Source organism: Mycobacterium sp. IDUB_3, assembly GCF_055419585.1.
Genome location: NZ_JBVAXZ010000001.1, coordinates 2432537 through 2450130 on the forward strand (window position 1 = coordinate 2432537; position 17594 = coordinate 2450130).

A 17594-nucleotide genomic window follows, 5' to 3' on the forward strand; every position below is an offset into this window, starting at 1 on the left:
TCATGCCGGAAGTGCCGTTCGGATGGCGAAGCCGGCGATCAGTTCGGGTGCGGGCTTGTAGTAGCGCACGGTGGTCTCGTAGGGCCCCGCCGCTTCCAGCGCCCCGAACGCCGCCACCCAGGTGCGGATCTCCTGCGCGGAGCTGCCGCCTTCATGGGCGACAAACGAATTCGACCACCCGTCCAATTCGCTCAGCCATCCGCCGTCGATGATCTCCAGGAATCGTTGGTCCCACGTCGGGTTGAGCGCCTGCAGATCGCTCTCGCCGGCGGCGAAACTCTTGGCCGCGTCGATGACGGCGGCTTGTCGGGCCTGCCGCTGCTCGGACGTCATCGGCCGGCCGTGCACGATCCGCTCCAGCACCGGCGCGGGCGCGGTCGCCAGGGTCGGCACCGGCGGGCTGTGCGAGAGCCCACCGGATCCCAGTATCAGAACTCGCTTGTCCAGGGTGGCCAGATGGTCGCCGACGGCCCTGCCGAGCGCACGGCAGCGATGCATCGGGCCCAGCGGCGCGCCGATGGCGTTGACGAAGATCGGTATCACGGGACGGGCGGTGGCGTCACCGAAGAGCTTCTCCAGCGGCTGGACCGTGCCGTGGTCCACGTCCATGCTGGCCGATACCGCGATGTCGACGCCCGCGTCAAGGACCGCCTCTGCGCATTCGGTCGCAAGCGTTTCCGGCACGTTCAGCGGGCCGGCATGGGTTCCGTAGTCGCCGACTCCGCAGGCGCTGGTGCCGATGCAGAAGGGCGGCATCACCTTGTAGAAGAAACCGTTGTAGTGATCCGGAGAGAAACTGACCACCAGTTCGGGGTCGTACTCTTCGACGAAGCCGCGCGCTGCGGCGATCGCGCCTTCGATGTCGTCAAGCAGGTCCTGCGACGGCCCCGGAAGATTCAGGAGAGGGCTGTGCGACATACAGCACAGAGCCAGTGCCACTTTGTAATTCACCCCCTCGCGGCGTGAGTGTGAGTGCGTCCAGGAGTGCGGCGCTCAGGTCGGGGGTGCGCTGAGCGATGCAGGCACCAGCGATGCACCGGTCGGGGCGCAGGAACAGCACCGAGTCGGAGTGGGTGTCGAACCAGGATTTGAGGCCACCGTCCCGGTCACCGACCACCACGACATCGGGGTCGTCGTGGCCGGTCCAGTGCAGCTGGGTCGCCGGGCGGAGCGCAAAGAACCGGGCGCCCAGGGCTTTCCAGTTCGCGAAAGCCACATCCCCCAGAATCTTGCGCGGGTTGTTGTTCCAGCACAGCACGGCGAACCACGAACCGAGCACGTCGTCGAGCAACACGTTCTGCTGGTCCCGGGTGTCGACGCGGGGCTGGATGAACAGGGTTCCCACGGGCGAATCGGTACGCCCGGGCGCGGCGTGCACGACGGCCCCGTGCTCGTAGCGGGGCATCGGCTTGAACCGCATCTCCAGCACATATCGCTTGAGCGACGGCACAATTGACGCCGAGCGCACCAGCAGATCTCGCGCGGTCGCCACCCGGCGGTTGGTCGGCGAAATTACCCGGCCCACCATGGTGGACAGGTCGATCATCGCGCGGGCGTGCTTGCGGCGCTCCACGTCATAGGTGTCCAGCAGCTTGTCGTCGGCCCGGCCACTGACCACCGCGGCGAGCTTCCAGCCCAGGTTCGCCGCGTCGCGGATCCCGCTGTTGTAACCCTGGCCCTGCCACACCGGCATCAGGTGGGCGGCATCCCCGGCCAGCAGCAACCGGTCCTGGCGGAACGCGCCGGCGATTCGCGAATGGTGGGTGTACACCCGGCGCCGGATGACGTCGACCCGGTCGGGGTGTGGCACCATCCGGGCCAGCATCTGCGTCAGGAACGCGGGATCTTCGGCCTGCTGATCGGTCTCGTCGGCGTGAATCATGAACTCGAAGCGGCGAATTCCGTGGGCGATCGAGATCGAGGCATACGGGCGTTCAGGGTCGGCGCCGACCTCACTGTTCGGGTGCCCGAGCGGATCGTTGGCGATGTCGACCACCAGCCACCGCGTCGACGACGTCGTTCCGTCGAACGACACACCCATCACCCGGCGGGTCATGCTGCGGCCGCCGTCGCACCCGACCACATAGCGCGCCCGCACACGTGAGCTGTCGCCGTCGTGGGAGCCACCGAGTTCGACGGTCACCCCGTCGGCGCTTTCCTGGCATGCCGTCATCGGGCGTCCCCACCGCACCTGGACGTGTTCGAATCGGTCCAGGCCGGCCAGCAATTCGGCGTCCACCAGCGGTTGCACGAAGCCATTTCGCTTCGGCCACCCGAAACGCGCGTCCGGCGGCGCCATTTCGGCGAGCACGCGGCGCTTGGCGTCGACGAACCGAAGAATCTGGTTGGGCACGGTGTGCGGCAGCACCCGTTCGGCGAGTCCGATCGACTGGAAGGTCCGCAGCGCCTCGTCATCCAGGCCGACCCCGCGCGGGTAGTCGATGAGGGTGTCCCGCTCGTCGACGATCACCGTGCGGATACCTTGCAGGCCAAGGATGTTGGCGAGGGTCAAACCGACCGGTCCCGCGCCCACCACGAGCACGTCGGTCTCGGTCTCAGGTACCTCGCGTCCCGGTGTGACCATTACCGGCCCAGCAGGAAGTCGAGATGCAACTGATTGAACGTCTTGGGATCCTCGTACTGCGGCCAGTGGCCGCAACCGGGCATCACCTCGAAGCGTGCGCCCGGAATCATCGACGCCATGCGACGTCCCTCCGTGACGTCGGCGGTGGGGTCGTCGCTGGTCCACAGCACCAGCGTCGGGGCGATGATCGACCCGTATTCGTCCGGGCCGAGGATGTTGCGCGCGCGAATTTCCGGATCCTGCAACGCCATGATGTCGCTCATGGCGGAGACGAATCCCGGTTGGCGATAAACCCGTTGGCGGCTGGCAACCAGGTCGTCGTAATCCTTCGACTTGTCGGCCATCAACCACTTGATGCGCGCTTGCACCGTCTCCCAGGACGGGTTCTCGGCGGCGGCCATGGACAGCGTGATGATCCGTTGCATCACCGCGGGATCGGCCTGCGAACCGCCGGCCGTGTTGAGCACCAGCCGCTCAACCACATCCGGATGGTCGACCGCGGTGCGGGCGGCCACCCAGCCCCCGAGCGATTCGCCGCTGATGTAGGCGCGGTCCACACCGATGGTGCGCAGCACCGCCATCAGGTGCTCGACGTAGTGGGCGACTTCCAGAGGATGACCCGGCTTGTCGGTATATCCGTGACCCAGCATGTCGATCGACCAGGTCCAGAAATGCTCGGCGTGCGCACCCAGATTGCGGACGTAGGCCTCCGCGTGCCCACCCGACCCGTGCAGCAGCACCAGCACCGGCTTGCCCGGATCACCGGCACGCAGGTAGCGGGTCCGTATTCCGCCGGCGTCGAGGTAGCCCTGCTCAAACGCGACGCCCTGGAGGTCGCTCCAGATGCTCTCGAACTCCGCCACGGTGCTGTCCGGCCTCCAGATCGGGGAAATCTCGTTCTCGTTTTCGGATTACCTTGTGTGCTAATATCGCACAGTAATGTGCGTTATATATAGAGCTTCGCTCTCGCGAGAAGGTCTGTCAAGGCTGTGACGGGGTCCGGCACCGGATCGCAGACCCTGGCCAGGGGTCTGACCGCGCTGCAGATGGTGGCGGACTCCCCCGGCGGATTGACGGTGCAACAGCTCGCCGATCAGGTCGGTGTGCACCGCACCATCGCCTATCGGCTGCTGACGACGTTGGCCGAGTTCCGGCTGGTGGCCAAGGGAGAGGACGGTCGCTACCGGCCGGCCGCGGGCCTGGCCGTGCTCGGCGCTTCCTTCGACCGCAACGTGCGACAAGTGAGTCTGCCGACGCTGCGGGCGCTGGCCGACGAGCTCGGCACCACCGTGTCCTTGCTCATCGCCGAAGGCGACCAGCAGGTGGCGATCGCGGTCATCGTGCCCAGCCATGTCGCCTACCAGCTTTCCTTCCACGAGGGCAGCCGCTACCCGCTGGACCGCGGCGCCGCCGGGATCGCTCTGCTCGCATGCATGCCTCCCCGCCCGGGCGAACGAGAGCTGGTTTCCCGTGCGCGCGAACGCGGTTGGGTGACGACCTACGGTGAGATCGAACCGAATACCTACGGCCTGGCGGTTGGGGTGCGCCGTCCGGTGCCGTCCCCACCAACGTGCATCAACCTCATCTCACACCGGGAAGACGTCGTGATGCGTGGAAAGGATGCGGTCGTCAAAGCCGCCAAGCAGTTGTCCGAGCTACTGAGCTGAAGGGATAACAGTCCATGTCATGGGACCACGAAGTTGACGTCGTCGTGCTCGGCAGCGGCGGCGCCGGCCTCACCGCCGCACTGACCGCGGCCGTCACGGGCGCTTCGGTGGAGGTCTACGAGAAGGCCCCGACCGTCGGCGGCACTACCGCCGTGTCCGGCGGCATCGTGTGGATCCCCGCCCATAACCGTTCTCCCAACGGCGAATTGACACCCGCCGACGCGCTGCGGTACCTGCGTGCCCAGTCGCTCGGATCGATGGACGACGAGTTGGTGGAGACGTTCGTGCGCACGGGGCCAGCGATGCTCGATTTCATCGAGGCACACAGCGGCCTTCAGTTCGAGATCGCGACCGGATTCCCTGACTACCGTCCCGAGTTACCGGGAGGGCGGCCGGGCGGGGGCAGGTCGCTCAGTGCGGCTCCCTTCGACCTGGCCCAGCTCGGCGAATGGGCAACGCAGATAACGTCTTTCCCGGCCGACTGGTCCAATGTCGGCTTTGACGCCGAAACCAGGGCGCGCCTGCACGCGGCGATCGACGAACGAATCGGCCATCTGTGCGTCGCGGGCACCGCGCTGATCGCGGGCCTGCTCAAGGGCCTGCTGGATGCCGGGGTGACCCCACACACCAACGCCCGGGCCGAAGGCCTCATCGCCGTAGACGGCGAAATCATCGGGGTGCGCGTGGCCCTGCCGGATCAGACGATCAGCGTTCGCGCCCGGCACGGGGTCATACTGGGCACCGGCGGCTTCGAATGGGATCCGGCTATGACGCAGACGTTTCTGCGCGGCCCGATGCACGGCGCGGTTTCGCCGCCCAACAACACCGGCGACGGGTTGCGCATGGCGATGGAGCACGGGGCCGACCTGGCCAACATGGGCGAAGCCTGGTGGGTGCCGATCGTGCAAATCCCTGGCGACACCATCGAGGGCAAGCCGCGCAGCCGTAGCGTACGGCTCGAGCGGACGCGGCCGCGCAGCATCATCGTCAACTCGGCCGGCCGGCGCTTCGTCAACGAGGCATGCGATTACAACTCGATGGCCGGCGCCTTCCATTACCTGGATCCTCGCGGCGGCTACGTCAACGATCGCGGATGGATGGTGTTCGACTCGATTCATCTGCAGCGCTACGGGTTTCTCGGCATCGAACCCGGCCAACCCGCCCCGGACTGGTTCTGCGAGTCGGCGGATCTGACCGAGTTGGCCGCCAAGACCGGTATCGACGCCGACGGTCTGATCCGCACGGTGGAGAGCTGGAACCGTCACGTGTCCGCCGGCGCCGACCCCGACTTCGGCCGTGGGTCCAGCGCGTACGACGGCTACTGGGGCGATGACAGCGCGACCACGCCGGCCGGAAAGACGCTGGGCCCGATCGATACCGCCCCGTTCTACGCGGTGCCGGTGAGCATCGGTGCGATGGGGACCAAGGGCGGCCCGCGCACCGATCACGATGCCCGGGTTCTGCATGTCGGCGGCGAGCCGATACCGGGCCTGTTCGCTGCGGGCAATGCGATGGGCGGCGTGACCGGGCGGGCCTACGGAGGCGCGGGCGGAACACTGGGCCCGGCAATGGTTTTCGGTTACCGGGCGGGTCACGCAGCCGCCACCGGGAAGTCGGTCGACCTGCAGTAGCCGGGTACATACTGGCGCAACCGCAGCCGACTGCGTCATCCCGAGTCGATGGTCGCCTACGACCGGATCGGCGCCACCTACTGCAGCACTCGCCGACCCGACCCGCGGATAGCCGCCCAGGCGCGCACGAACGGCTAGTGCTTCAACGGCATTTCGACGCAGACGTGGGTGCCCACCGGGACGTCGAGAAACACCAGGGTTCCCCCGGCGGCCTCCACCCGGGCGCGATGCGAGGCCAGACCGATGTGGCCCTCCCCCAGGCGGCGCGCCACCGTCTCCTGGCCGAACCCCACACCGTCGTCGACCACATGCAAAACGCAAGTCTGGTCGGTGATCCCGAGCATGACCGTCGCACTGCGGGCCGCGGCATGCTGCACGACGTTGGACAACAGCTCGCGGACCACGCCGAACATGACGGGGTCGATGTCGCTGCGCGTCGAGTACTCGATATCGGTGCTGATGTCGATGCCGGACCGCTGTGCGGTGAACTCCGCGAGCTGCTGCACCGCGGCGCCCAGCCCGACCTGCTCGAGTACCGCCGGATGGAGCTCGAAAGTGGCCTGCCGCAACCGTTGCGAGGCCATCTGCAAACCGGCCAGTGCCCGGCCGACGCGCTCATCGCCGTCGAACGCCGCGTCTAATTCGACGAGCTCTTGGCGCACGGCCAGGATGTCTTGCAGCGGTCCGTCGTGGATGAATTCCGAGATCCGGCGTTGCGACACATCCGAAGCGTTCATCGTCTGGGCAAGTAATTCCTCTCGCAGGGCGCTCAATCCGGCCACCGAGCGGGTATGCCGCTCCTCGATGCGCACTACCAAGAAGGCCGCGCAACAAAGGAATGCATAGAGCAGGAACCGAAATCCCGCCTCCGGCAATTTGACCTCGCTCAACATCACCGGATCTTGCAGCACGGCGATGGCGAACCCGAGCATGGAGAAGATCAGCACTACCGCGGCCCGGCGCGAGGAGACGTCAAGCCCCAATAGGACCGGCAACATCGCCATGATCAGCAGCGGATAGACCCCGTTGGTGGACAGCAGCTGGAAGACGGTCAGCGCGATGATGTCGATGACGGTGAAGACGAACGGCTCCCACCGGCCGATCGCGACCAATCGGCCCATTCCGATCCATCGACGGAACGGAGCGAACGCCAATCCCAGTGCGCTGAGCGCGACGAGCGCGTACAGGACGATCAGCACGCTTTCCTTCGGCCACTCCGCTCGGCTGGTGCCGATGATCATGGCCGCGACCATGAGGCCGACCACACCGATCCGCAGCACCGAGCCGATGCGGTACGAGCGCAACTGGTGAATCGTGCGCACCCGTTCCAGCTCTAGGTCACCGGCGACCGCCACCCGATCACCGTACTCATCCGCGTCTGCCGCGCCGAAGCAAACTGGAAAATAACTCATCGTGCCGCCCAGAGAATGCGAACGTCGCTGTTGGGCAAGCGGCTACACTCGTCGCCATGGTCGGCGCGGCTACCCCCGAAATGGTGCGGGTGGTTGTCGGCGACGATCACCCGCTTTTTCGCGAGGGCGTGGTGCGCGCGCTGTCGTCGAGCGGTTCGGTCAACGTCGTCGGTGAGGCGGAAGACGGCTCTGCGGCACTGGAATTGATCAAGTCGCACATACCCGACGTCGCGCTGCTCGACTACCGGATGCCCGGCATGGACGGCGCCCAGGTGGCGGCCGCGGTGCGAACGCAGGGGTTGTGCACCCGGGTGTTGCTGATCTCGGCGCACGATGAGTCGGCGATCGTGTACCAGGCGCTGCAGCAGGGTGCGGCCGGATTCGTGCTGAAGGACTCCACGCGCAGCGAGATCGTCAAGGCCGTGCTCGAGTGCGCGCAGGGTCACGATGTGGTGGCGCCCGCGCTCGTCGGCGGCCTCGCCGCGGAGATCCGGCAGCGTGCTGAACCGTCGGGGCCGGTGTTGAGTGCCCGCGAACGTGAGGTGCTCAACAGGATCGCTCGCGGTCAAAGTATCCCTGCGATCGCCGGTGAGCTCTTCGTGGCGCCGTCGACGGTGAAAACGCACGTGCAACGCCTCTACGAGAAGCTCGGCGTCAACGATCGCGCGGCCGCCGTCGCCGAGGCAATGCGGCAAGGTCTGCTCAGCTAGCGGCCGGCCAGGGCTTTGAGTCTGGCACGGGCGGAATCCCCTGCGCCCGCACCAATGCTCTCGCCGAAGCCATGGCCTCGGCCACCAGGTGGCGTGCCCCCCGTTCCACTTCGTAGAGGTGGTCGCCGTCGCTGCCGGCCGCGACCAGTTGCCGGCGCGCGAAGACCAATGGGTCGGCGGCCGCGGGGTGATTCGTTTCGTAGGTGATCGCCTCGACCAAGGCGGGGCCGTTGCCGGCGCTCACCCGTTGCACCGCCTCGGCGACCGAGTCGGCCACCGCCACAACGTCCCTGCCGTCGACCGGAAGCATGGGCATCGCGTCGGATTCGTACGCGCGCCGACGGGCGTTGGATCCACCGCGGATGTTTTCCACGACGAACACCACCGGCAGCCGCCACTGCACGGCGATCTGTGCGGCAGTGGTGAACTCGACGGAGTGCGTGTCGCGCCCACCGATGACACACAAACTGACCCTGCCCTCGCCGGTCAGTCGCTGGGTGTTGGCGTCGCCCAGCGCAAACAGAGTCGATTGGCCCAGGGCCGTCTCGTTGGCCAGCGTGCGTTTCCAGTCGGCGGCGCCGCCGTCCCGGCGCTTGGGGCCGATCATCTCCGCGATGGCCGGGCCCAGCGGCAGGGCCAGGCCGACCTGCTGAGCCTGCCGGAACTGTGGGGTGGCGGCGTTGACCAGGTCGCCCGGCCTCAGCGCCGCCACCGTGCCGATGGCCACCGCCTCCTGCCCGAATTCCACTCGTGCGCTGTCGTCGATCAGGCCGTCGACGCGCAGCTCCTCCAACGCCATGTCGAGCAGTCGCAGAACCCACATCCGGCGATACAGCTCCAACCGGTCGCCGCGGACGAGTGCTGCCGAAGTCTGGGGTGTGTGAGTCATGCCGAATCTCCTAACTCGCTGGCCGAGGGGGCCGCCGCGTTGAACACGAACTCAACGTAGGGCGACTGCGCGAGTGGCACATCCGCCGATCGGCCCGCAAAGGTGATGAATGCGCGCGTCCCCCGATCGGGGGACAGGCGGGCCGTCAGTCGGTCTGAGGCGGGGGAGGTGAGATCAGGTGATCAGCGGCCGTGTATGGGTCCTGGCTGCCGTCGACGACCGCCTCGGCGAGCCGGTCGAGATCGGGCTGGGTCCGCAGCCGGGTTTGCGCCAGCGACAGAATCTGCGCCCTGGCGCGGGCCAGCCGGCGGGCGCGACTGTCGGTGCGGCGGTGGTCCTCGATGGCAGCCATCAGGTCGTCGATGCCCTCACCCCGCGCAGCGATCAGCGAAACGATGGGGGCGCTGGTTTCGGCCCGAAGGTCCCGAACCGTCTGTTCGGCGCCGTCCCGGTCCGCCTTGTTGACTGCCACGATGTCGGCGACTTCCAGCACTCCCGCCTTGGCGGCCTGAACCGCGTCGCCGGCGCCGGGATTGAGGATGACGACGGTCGGGTCGGCCACGGCGGCGATCTCGATCTCGGACTGGCCCACACCCACCGTTTCCAGCAGGACAACGTCGTAACCGATGGCGCCCAGCAGCCGGATGGCCGCCGGCACCGCGGCGGCCAGCCCGCCGAGATGCCCACGGGTGGCCACCGAACGGATGAGTACGTCGGAGTCGTTGATATGCATGGACATTCGAATTCGGTCGCCCAGCAGGGCTCCGCCACTGAACGGGGACGACGGGTCTACCGCCAGCACTGCCACCCGGCACCCGCGCTTGCGGTAGGCGGCGACCAGCGCGGCGACCGTCGTCGACTTTCCCGCGCCCGGCGGCCCGGTGATGCCCACGACCGGCCCCATGCCCTGCGGCGCGGGCCCGATACTCGCCAAGACCTCGTCGCGCTGGTCGCCCTCAACCAGGCTGAGTAGCCGACCGGCCGCGCGGGGAGATCCATTGCGCGCGCGGGCAATCAGGTCAGCGATGATCATGTACGCATTATGGAGCCGGGACCTCGATCACGGTCGCCGAGCCCATCCCACCGCCCGCGCACATCGCCGCGACGCCGATGCCACCGCCGCGGCGGCGCAATTCGTGCACCAGGGTGACCAGCATCCGGGCTCCGGTCGCGGCGACCGGGTGTCCCAGCGAGCAACCACTGCCACTGACGTTGACCTTGTCGGGGTCGAGCTCGAGCAATTTGATGGTGGCCACGCACATCGCGGCGAAGGCTTCGTTAATCTCGAAGAGATCGACGTCGGAGGCCGAAAGCCCGGTCCGCTTAAGGGCTTTCGGTATTGCCTCCACCGGCGCCAGGCCGGTGATCGCCGGGTCGACGCCGACGGATGCCCAGGATCGGATGGTGGCCAGCGCGGGCATGCCGAGCCGGTCGCTGGCGATGACCAGCGCCGCCGCACCGTCGTTGGCGCCGCACGCGTTGCCGGCGGTGATCGAAAAGCCCTCGATCTCGGGGTGCAACGGCTTGAGCGCGGCCAGCTTCTCCATGGTGGTGTCGCGACGCGGGTGCTCGTCGACCGAGAACAGGCCGTGCGGTGTCTCGATCGGGACGATCTCCTCCTTAAAGCGGCCTTCGTCGATGGCGGCGATGGCGTTGCGGTGTGACCGCAGCGCCCAGGCGTCCATCTCCTGGCGACTCACGCCGGCCTTGACCGCGGCGTTCCAGCCCACGGTGATCGACATGTCCATGTTCGGCGCGTCGGGCCGGTCCGGGTGGGTCGGGGGGAACCAGTCGACCCACCCGCCGTCGACCTGGATGCGGGAGCGCGGTGACGTCGACGCCGCATTCACACCGCCGGCGATGATCAGCTCGTCCATCCCGGCGCGCACGCTTGCCGCCGCGCTCTGCACCGCCGCCTGTCCGGCCGCGCAGTGTCGGTTGTTGGCCAAGCCGGGGACGTGGGACAGCCCGGCGGTGATGGCCGCGTGGCGGGCGATCACGCCGCCGCCGTAGAGGCCCTCACCCAGGATCACATCGTCGACGTGCGCGGGATCCAGATCTCTCGCCGCTTCGGTCACCACGTGCTGCGCGAGATCGAACGCGCTGGTATCGCGCAGGGTGCCTTTGCGGGCGGTGCCGATGGGGGTGCGCAGGGCAGTCACGATGACGGCTTCAGACACGGGTCTTCTCCAGTTCGACCAGCAGGTGCGGCGCCTCGAAAGCCACCCGCACGTTCATGAGAATCATATTCTCTCATTGCGAGAGTGTGAGTCGCAAGGAGCGGCCGGCCGGGTGCCCCCGGGTCGATCAGTTGGTGCGGTTGGACCATCCCGGCGGGAGGTTCTCGGGACCGGTGTCGATGACGGTCTCGTCATCGGTTCCGACGTATTCGAACAGAGTGATGTAGGCGAATTCGGGGACTTCGTAGATGGGGTAGGTGGGTCCCTGGTCACGGTAGGCCCGCATCTCATCCAGGTGGTCGTTCTGGAAGCAGACCGTGTGTTCACCGTGGATGCGAATCCACTGCGGAAAGAAGATGACGCCGTGGATGCGGCGTTTGGCGGGCAGGACGTTGACCGCCACGCAGGTGCCGGTGGGTTCGGTCCACGAAATCTTGAAACTATCCTCGTCGAGTTGGACGAGGTTGACCTCCTGGCCTTTGACCCAGCGGCCTCCGACGTGTCCTGAGTGGATGCGGTAGTCGATGGTGGTGGCGTTCTTGACGTACATTTCGTACTGCCATCCGTTGGCGTAGGTATAAATGAAGCGATGTCCGACAATTCCCGAAAGATCTTGCGACGGGATCGGATTCGTGACGCTGCTCATTGCCGTTCCTCCCTTTGGGCCGCAGCCGCTGCCCTTGGAGATCCTGCCAGAACGCGGGGCTGCTGCGGCAGCCGCGCCCGGCAACGTCGACCTTTCCTGACAGTTGATGGACGACATCGGCCATGGCGGTATGCCGATGTGTGAGACTGACTCCGATGAGCCACCTGGACGAGGCCGCACGGAGGTCTCTGCTGCGGCGCGGATTTGCCCTCGAATACGCCACCCTGGTCTGGAACGTGGTCGGCATCGTTATCCTCGCGTCGGCCGCCATCACGGCCAAATCGGTGGCGCTGGCTGGGTTCGGTCTGGACTCGCTGATCGAGATCGGCGCCTCATTGGTGGTGATCTGGGAGCTCTCCGGGACCGGAGAAGCCCGTCGGCGCAAAGCGTTGCGGATCATCGGCACCGCCTTCGGAGCGCTAGGTATGTACCTGACCGTGCAGTCGACGATGGTCCTCGTCGCCGGCTTTCACCCGGAGCCCTCGCCCCTTGGCATCGCTTGGACGACGGTCACCGCAGCGACGATGTTCGCGCTTGCCGCCGGCAAGGCCCGAACCGGCGCCGCCCTGAGCAACCCCGTCCTCACCACTGAGGGCCGCGTCACCCTCATCGACGGCCTGCTGGCCGCCGCCGTGCTACTGGGCCTGCTGCTGAACGGCATCGCCGGCTGGTGGTGGGCGGATCCCCTCGCCGGCTATGTGCTCGGGTTCTACGCGCTGCGTGAGGTCAAAGAAATCTTTTTCAGCGATGGTGGATGAATGACTCAGGGAATGGTCGCGGTCCCAGGCGGCAACGTGTGGTTCAAGCGGACCGGTGGCGGCGCGGGTCTTCCGCTGCTCGTCATTCACGGCGGGCCGGGCTTGCCGCACGACTACTTGCGGTCACTGGAGCGGTTGGCCACGGAGCGCGAGGTCATCTTCTGGGATCAGCTCGGTTGCGGAAACTCCAAATGCCCACCCAACCGCGAGCTTTGGACGATGGAGCGCTCGGTGGCCGAGGTAGATGCCGTGGTGCGAGTCCTGGAGCTGGATCGCTTCCACCTCTTCGGCAACTCCTGGGGCGGTATGTTGGCCCAGCAGTATGTGCTCGACGCGGCGCCCGCCGGCGCCGCGAGCCTGACCATTTCCAACAGCATCGCGTCCATCCCGGAGTTCGCGAAGATGGTGGCGCGCTTGAAGTCCGAACTGGACCCCGCCACCCAGACCGTCATCGACCGGCATGAGGCCGCCGGCACCACGCACGCGCCCGAGTATCAGGCCGCCATCCGAACCTGGAACGAGACCTACCTGTGCCGGGTACGCCCGTGGCCGCGAGAGCTCGAGGATGCATTCCGGAACATGGGCGCCGAAGTCTTCGAGACCATGTTCGGCCCCAGCGACTTTCACATCGTGGGGACGGTCCGGAACTGGGATGTGGTCGACCGGCTCAGCGAAATCGCTGTTCCGACACTGATACTCGCGGGTCGATACGACGAATGCGTTCCCGAACACATGTGGGAAATGCACCAGTGGATACCGGATTCACGGTTCGAGCTGTTCGAGGCCAGCGCGCACATGCCGTTCATCGAGGAGCCGGACAAGTTCGATGCGGTGATGCGCGACTTCCTGCGCCGGCACGACTCCTGAAGCCGTCGTGCGGCTAAAACCTCAGTTCTTCTTGGCCGCGTTGAATTTCGCGACGTTGGCCCGGAAGTCCTCGGTCACGAACGACTGGCTCTCGGCGGACAGCGCATAGTCCAGACTGGCGAGCACGGCCCGCTCCAGATGGATGTTGAGCACCCGCTTGGTGCTCTCCACCGCCTGCTGCGGCAGCTCCAAGATCTTTTTGGCGCTGGCGATCGCCTCCGCAACCGGGTCGTCCGCAATGTGATTGGCCAAGCCGAGATCGACGGCCCGCTGTGCGCTGATCCGGGTGCCGGTGAGGGCGAATTCCTTGGCCAGCAGCAGGCTTATGTGCAGCGGCCAGGTCAGCGGCCCCCCGTCGGCGGCCACCAGCCCCACCTGCACGTGCGGGTCGGCCAGATAGGCGCTTTCGGCGATGTAGACGATGTCACTGAGGGCCACCAGGCTGCAGCCCAGCCCCACGGCGGGGCCGTTGACCGCCGCCACCACCGGAATTCGGCAGCGGACCATGCCCAGCACGATCTCGCGGCCGTCCCGGATGGTTTTGGCGCGCAGCTCAGCATCGTTCGCCAGCTCCTCCAGATACGTGAAATCGCCGCCCGCCGAAAACGCCCGGCCGGCACCGGTGATCACCGCGGCGCGGGCGGTGGGATCATCGGTGAGTCGCTGCCAGAGCCGCGCGAGTCCGACGTGCAGGTTGTCGTTGACCGAGTTGAGCGAATCCGGGCGGTTGAGCGTGATGATGCGCAGGGCACCGTCGGCCTGAACGTCGATTTCGGTAGGCATGTCGTACACGTCAGACTCCCAATCCCAAGATTCGTGAAGCGATGATGTTCTTTTGTATCTGTGATGTCCCGCCCATGACGCTCTGGGCCCGGCTGTACAGGTAGGCGCTCAGCAGATCGGGATCGCGGGTTCCCGCGACGGCAAGGGCCGCATGCCCGACGGATTGTTCGACCCAGGTCATCAGCAGCTTGTCCAGCGAGCCTTCCGAGCCGTGCGATACCCCGTCGAGCTGCTCGGAGAGCCGCCGCCGGACGTGATGGGTCAGCATATCCGACTGAACCGCGGCCCACGCCAGCTCTTCGGGTACCTCACCGTCGTTGCGCGACAATAACTCTCGGACGAGCTTGCCGTAGCGCGCCGCATAGCCGAGCGTGGAGGGCTCGCGCTCGTGCCCGACAACCGTCATCGCGACGGCCCAGCCATCGCCGGGAGCGCCGACCATCCGGTCCGCCGGCACCGTCGCATCATCGAAGAACACCTGGCCGAATTCGTTGGTGACGCCGTTGATCATCTGCAGCGGGCGCTGTTGCACGCCGGGCTGTTTCATGTCCAGAACGAAAGCCGACAGGCCGCGGTGGCGCTTGGCCCCGGGGTCGGTGCGCGCCAGCAACAGACACCGGTCCGCCACGTCGGAATAGCTGGTCCAGATCTTGTGCCCGTTCACCACATAGTTGTCGCCCTCGAGGCGAGCGGTGGTGGTCAGCGACGCCAGATCCGAGCCGGCGCCCGGTTCGCTGAAGCCCTGGCACCAGCGCTCGGTGCCGTTGATGATGCCGGGCAGGAAGCGCTTTCGGAGCTCATCGCTGGCGTGGGCGCCGATGCCGTACACCAGGTAACCGACGCTGGGGCGCGGCGGCGCACCGGCACGCACCAGCTCTTCGTCGACGATGACGTCGTAGACCGGCGCCAGGTCCTGGCCGCCCCAATCGCGTGGCCAGGACAGGCCGAAGAAGCCGTTCTCGTACAAAGCACGGTGCCAGTCGGCCATCCGTGCCCAGTACTCGTCGCCCGAGCCCGAGAACTCCTTGGCGTGTGCGGCAAGCCATGTGCGCAGCCGCTCCCGGAAGGCGGCTTCGTCGGGTGAGTCACGAAAGTCCAAGATCGATCTCCTTCAACGCGACCGGCCACAGCTCGGTCGATGTGAGGGCACGGCGCAAGTAGACGTGCGCCACGCATTCCCAGGTGTTGCCGATACCGCCGTGCACCTGGATGGCCGTCTCGCAGACCGTGCGGGTGGCGCGCGCGCAGTAGACCTTTGCGATTTGGCCGGCCCGAATGGCTTCGGCGGGGGCGAGCTCGTCGACGGCCCACGCGGCATGCCGCAACACGCTCACCGAACCCTCGATCAGCGCAAGGCTTTCGGCCAGCAAGTGCGCGATGGCTTGATAGGAGCCGATCTGCTTGCCGTACTGTTCACGGATTTTGGCGTAGTCACACGCGACGGCGTGCGCGCCGCGGGCGATGCCCACCAGATCCGCCGTCGTGGCGACCAGCGCGAGAGCCCGCCATTGTTCGGCGATCTCGGCCGAAAGGTCGCCTAACGCCTCCGGCGATCCCGTGGCCGTTCCGTCGGCCCGCGTCAGGTCGACGCTCTGCGGCGAAACCTGCACATCGGCGGCGAGGACCGTGCCACCCGAGAGCGACAGGGCGCGCCGGGCGCCGCGGGCATCGATCACTCGATCGTCGACGGCCACCGTCGCCGCCGATACGTCGGCGCCGACATGGCGGCCCAGATCGTCGGCGAGCACCGGCCCCAGGAACGGTGTGTCAACCAGCCGGCGGCCGAATTCCTCGGCCACGATGGCCACCTCCACGCCGGAGGCCCCGTCGGAACGCAGCGACCGCCAGCCGGTGTTCTCGATCTGCTTGTCCAGACGGGAAATTCGAGTCTGGTCTTCGAGATCCTGCACCGCTGCCGGCCCGAGATCGTCGGCCAGTTTGGCGGCGGCATCACGCAATTGCTGTTGTTCAGCTGTCAGACGTACATCCATAGCGCTCCTTCAGCACTCGGCGCAGCACCTTGCCGGAAGGCAGGCGAGGAATGTCGGGGACGAACACGACCCGGCTCAGATGTTTATATGACGCCAGTCTTTCGCCCACCCGGGCGGTCAACTCGGTGGCGACCGCCTCGGCGTCGATGGGTTCGGATGCGGCGACCGCGGCCACGACGGCTTCGCCGTTGAGTCCGTCGGGAATGCCGAACACCGCGCAATCTTTGACGGCCGGATGACCGTGTAACACCGTCTCGATTTCGGCCGGGGCGACCTGGAAGCCGCGCACTTTGATCATCTCTTTGAGGCGGTCGGTGATTCGCAGCCAACCGCCGGTGTCCAGCCAGCCGACGTCCCCGGTGCGGTACCACCCGTCGCGGACCGCATCGGAGGTCGCCTCGGCCGGGAGGTAGCCGGCCATGAGCGACGCCGACCGGGCCTGGATCTCACCGACCTCGCCCGCGCCGACCGGCTCGCCGGTCTCCAGCGAAACGACGCGCAGGTCGACCCCGGGTACCGCCCGTCCGACGGTGTCCAGGCGCGGGTCATCGATCGGATTGCACGCTACGACGGGCAATTCGGTGGTCCCGTAAGCCGGGAGCCAACCGACTCCGGTGCGCCGGGTCACCGTCTCTGCGACGTGCGCGGTGACCGGGGTGGCGCCCCACATGATGTAGCGCAGCGACGACAGGTCATATGACTCGAGGTGGGGATGCGATGCGATGGCCAGCGCGATGGGAGCGACCGCCATTTCCACTGTGATGCGGTCACTTTCGATGTGCCGCAGCACCCGGTCGATGTCGAACCGGGGATGAAGCCGCACGAAAACGCCGGTCTCCCACGCGGTCAGCAGGTTCAACAGGCCGAGAATGTGTGACGGTGGCGTCGCAACCTGGATCCGGTCGTGGTGGGTCAGTTGCAGCGCCTGGCGCCAGTGCCGCACCGCCTCGCCCAGCGAGGCGTGGGTGTGCCGGACGGCCTTCGGCAGGCCGGTGGTGCCGGAACTGAACACGAGCGCCGCGTCGCTCGCAGGCGGCGCTGCGCCGCCTGTCGGCTCTGCGGGCGCGACCGGCTCGTCCATGTGCAGCATCGGCATCAGAGCGGCCAGCACCGGATGGTCGCCGACGGCGTGCCCGGGGTCGGTCAGCGCGAGCGCATGGTCGACCTCATCGCGCTTCCACGCGGGACTGATGAGCACCGCCGTGGCGGCCAGTCGCCAGATCGCCAGCAGGACGGCGAGGAATTCCGGCCGATTGGAGGCCATGACGGCGACGCGTTGACCTGCCGTGACCCCGTCTTTCGCCAGGGTCGCGGCCCATCCGGCGGCCAACGCGTCGAGTTCGGGCACGCTGAATCGCCGATCCTCGAACACGAGCGCCGCCGGCTCGGTCACGTCCCGTCCTTCCCTGACAGACCGGGCTGACCCGACATCCATACAGACTTGAGAAGATGCTATCGCTTCGTGAGAATAGTATT

At 67.0% G+C, this 17594-nt stretch carries 17 protein-coding genes; 5 read left to right on the forward strand and 12 right to left on the reverse strand.

Annotated elements, in window-relative coordinates:
- From ACZYVJ_RS10855 to ACZYVJ_RS10865, 3 genes are read right to left on the reverse strand one after another with little or no spacing between them, the layout of a single operon-like run.
- Positions 1-918, reverse strand: coding sequence for a 3-carboxyethylcatechol 2,3-dioxygenase (locus ACZYVJ_RS10855; RefSeq protein ID WP_463831000.1), 918 nt, complete (start codon positions 916-918; stop codon positions 1-3).
- Positions 866-2584, reverse strand: a complete 1719-nt coding sequence (locus ACZYVJ_RS10860) for a bifunctional 3-(3-hydroxy-phenyl)propionate/3-hydroxycinnamic acid hydroxylase (protein WP_463831001.1) — start codon at positions 2582-2584, stop codon at positions 866-868. Before ACZYVJ_RS10860 ends, ACZYVJ_RS10855 begins: the two co-directional genes overlap by 53 nt.
- Positions 2584-3447, reverse strand: a complete 864-nt coding sequence (locus ACZYVJ_RS10865; RefSeq protein ID WP_463831002.1) for an alpha/beta fold hydrolase — start codon at positions 3445-3447, stop codon at positions 2584-2586. The genes ACZYVJ_RS10860 and ACZYVJ_RS10865 overlap by 1 nt, the downstream gene beginning before the upstream one ends.
- Before the next feature lie 126 nt (positions 3448-3573).
- Here ACZYVJ_RS10865 and ACZYVJ_RS10870 point away from each other — a divergent pair, with 126 nt between their 5' ends.
- Both ACZYVJ_RS10870 and ACZYVJ_RS10875 read left to right on the forward strand, forming a co-directional pair.
- Positions 3574-4251, forward strand: a complete 678-nt coding sequence (locus tag ACZYVJ_RS10870) for an IclR family transcriptional regulator (protein ID WP_064951249.1) — start codon at positions 3574-3576, stop codon at positions 4249-4251.
- A 14-nt stretch (positions 4252-4265) separates the two neighbouring features.
- Complete coding sequence (locus ACZYVJ_RS10875) at positions 4266-5882, forward strand: FAD-dependent oxidoreductase (protein ID WP_463831003.1); 1617 nt, start codon at positions 4266-4268, stop codon at positions 5880-5882.
- A gap of 134 nt (positions 5883-6016) precedes the next feature.
- On the opposite strand, the gene ACZYVJ_RS10880 is transcribed toward ACZYVJ_RS10875, so the two are convergent.
- Positions 6017-7237 carry a sensor histidine kinase gene (locus ACZYVJ_RS10880; RefSeq protein WP_463831004.1) on the reverse strand — a complete coding sequence of 407 codons (1221 nt, stop codon included), beginning with the start codon at positions 7235-7237 and terminating at the stop codon, positions 6017-6019.
- Between the two features lie 113 nt (positions 7238-7350).
- Here ACZYVJ_RS10880 and ACZYVJ_RS10885 point away from each other — a divergent pair, with 113 nt between their 5' ends.
- Positions 7351-8004: a response regulator gene (locus ACZYVJ_RS10885; RefSeq protein ID WP_463831005.1), complete on the forward strand. Its 654-nt coding sequence runs from the start codon at positions 7351-7353 to the stop codon at positions 8002-8004.
- Here ACZYVJ_RS10885 and ACZYVJ_RS10890 read toward each other — a convergent pair.
- The 4 genes from ACZYVJ_RS10890 to ACZYVJ_RS10905 all read right to left on the reverse strand — a co-directional run bounded on the left by ACZYVJ_RS10890 (position 7997) and on the right by ACZYVJ_RS10905 (position 11719).
- Positions 7997-8893 (reverse strand): thiamine pyrophosphate-dependent enzyme, encoded by an 897-nt coding sequence (locus tag ACZYVJ_RS10890; RefSeq protein ID WP_463831006.1) that lies wholly within the window; start codon positions 8891-8893, stop codon positions 7997-7999. The genes ACZYVJ_RS10885 and ACZYVJ_RS10890 overlap by 8 nt on opposite strands.
- A gap of 145 nt (positions 8894-9038) precedes the next feature.
- Positions 9039-9926 (reverse strand): methylmalonyl Co-A mutase-associated GTPase MeaB, encoded by an 888-nt coding sequence (meaB, locus tag ACZYVJ_RS10895; protein WP_463831007.1) that lies wholly within the window; start codon positions 9924-9926, stop codon positions 9039-9041.
- 7 nt (positions 9927-9933) lie between these two features.
- Positions 9934-11073 carry a thiolase family protein gene (locus tag ACZYVJ_RS10900; protein WP_463831008.1) on the reverse strand — a complete coding sequence of 380 codons (1140 nt, stop codon included), beginning with the start codon at positions 11071-11073 and terminating at the stop codon, positions 9934-9936.
- 127 nt (positions 11074-11200) lie between these two features.
- Positions 11201-11719 (reverse strand): phenolic acid decarboxylase, encoded by a 519-nt coding sequence (locus ACZYVJ_RS10905; protein WP_463831009.1) that lies wholly within the window; start codon positions 11717-11719, stop codon positions 11201-11203.
- 155 nt (positions 11720-11874) lie between these two features.
- Here ACZYVJ_RS10905 and ACZYVJ_RS10910 point away from each other — a divergent pair, with 155 nt between their 5' ends.
- Complete coding sequence (locus ACZYVJ_RS10910; RefSeq protein ID WP_463831010.1) at positions 11875-12477, forward strand: cation efflux transmembrane domain-containing protein; 603 nt, start codon at positions 11875-11877, stop codon at positions 12475-12477.
- A gap of 12 nt (positions 12478-12489) precedes the next feature.
- The gene (locus ACZYVJ_RS10915) at positions 12490-13344 is read left to right on the forward strand and encodes a proline iminopeptidase-family hydrolase (protein ID WP_463832947.1); all 855 of its coding nucleotides are present in this window, start codon (positions 12490-12492) and stop codon (positions 13342-13344) included.
- A gap of 21 nt (positions 13345-13365) precedes the next feature.
- Here the strand turns inward: ACZYVJ_RS10915 and ACZYVJ_RS10920 are convergent, their stop codons facing one another.
- The 4 genes from ACZYVJ_RS10920 to ACZYVJ_RS10935 are packed head-to-tail and all read right to left on the reverse strand — an operon-like array spanning position 13366 to position 17511.
- A complete protein-coding gene (locus ACZYVJ_RS10920) occupies positions 13366-14136 on the reverse strand; it encodes an enoyl-CoA hydratase/isomerase family protein (protein ID WP_463831011.1) in 771 nt (256 codons plus the stop codon).
- A 1-nt stretch (position 14137) separates the two neighbouring features.
- On the reverse strand, positions 14138-15226 hold the full coding sequence (locus tag ACZYVJ_RS10925; RefSeq protein ID WP_463831012.1) for an acyl-CoA dehydrogenase family protein: 1089 nt from the start codon (positions 15224-15226) through the stop codon (positions 14138-14140).
- The gene (locus tag ACZYVJ_RS10930) at positions 15213-16118 is read right to left on the reverse strand and encodes an acyl-CoA dehydrogenase family protein (RefSeq protein ID WP_463831013.1); all 906 of its coding nucleotides are present in this window, start codon (positions 16116-16118) and stop codon (positions 15213-15215) included. The genes ACZYVJ_RS10925 and ACZYVJ_RS10930 overlap by 14 nt, the downstream gene beginning before the upstream one ends.
- The gene (locus ACZYVJ_RS10935; RefSeq protein WP_463831014.1) at positions 16096-17511 is read right to left on the reverse strand and encodes a class I adenylate-forming enzyme family protein; all 1416 of its coding nucleotides are present in this window, start codon (positions 17509-17511) and stop codon (positions 16096-16098) included. The genes ACZYVJ_RS10930 and ACZYVJ_RS10935 overlap by 23 nt, the downstream gene beginning before the upstream one ends.
- Between the last annotated feature and the right edge of the window lie 83 nt (positions 17512-17594).

Excerpts from the sequence above, each read along its gene's own strand:
- ACZYVJ_RS10890 (WP_463831006.1), bottom strand. The coding sequence starts at position 8,893 with ATGACTCACACACCCCAGACTTCGGCAGCACTCGTCCGCGGCGACCGG.
- ACZYVJ_RS10915 (WP_463832947.1), top strand. The coding sequence starts at position 12,490 with ATGGTCGCGGTCCCAGGCGGCAACGTGTGGTTCAAGCGGACCGGTGGC.
- ACZYVJ_RS10860 (WP_463831001.1), bottom strand. The coding sequence starts at position 2,584 with ATGGTCACACCGGGACGCGAGGTACCTGAGACCGAGACCGACGTGCTC.
- ACZYVJ_RS10885 (WP_463831005.1), top strand. The coding sequence starts at position 7,351 with ATGGTCGGCGCGGCTACCCCCGAAATGGTGCGGGTGGTTGTCGGCGAC.
- ACZYVJ_RS10910 (WP_463831010.1), top strand. The coding sequence starts at position 11,875 with ATGAGCCACCTGGACGAGGCCGCACGGAGGTCTCTGCTGCGGCGCGGA.
- meaB (WP_463831007.1), bottom strand. The coding sequence starts at position 9,926 with ATGATCATCGCTGACCTGATTGCCCGCGCGCGCAATGGATCTCCCCGC.
- ACZYVJ_RS10875 (WP_463831003.1), top strand. The coding sequence starts at position 4,266 with ATGTCATGGGACCACGAAGTTGACGTCGTCGTGCTCGGCAGCGGCGGC.
- ACZYVJ_RS10855 (WP_463831000.1), bottom strand. The coding sequence starts at position 918 with ATGTCGCACAGCCCTCTCCTGAATCTTCCGGGGCCGTCGCAGGACCTG.
- ACZYVJ_RS10905 (WP_463831009.1), bottom strand. The coding sequence starts at position 11,719 with ATGAGCAGCGTCACGAATCCGATCCCGTCGCAAGATCTTTCGGGAATT.
- ACZYVJ_RS10930 (WP_463831013.1), bottom strand. The coding sequence starts at position 16,118 with ATGGATGTACGTCTGACAGCTGAACAACAGCAATTGCGTGATGCCGCC.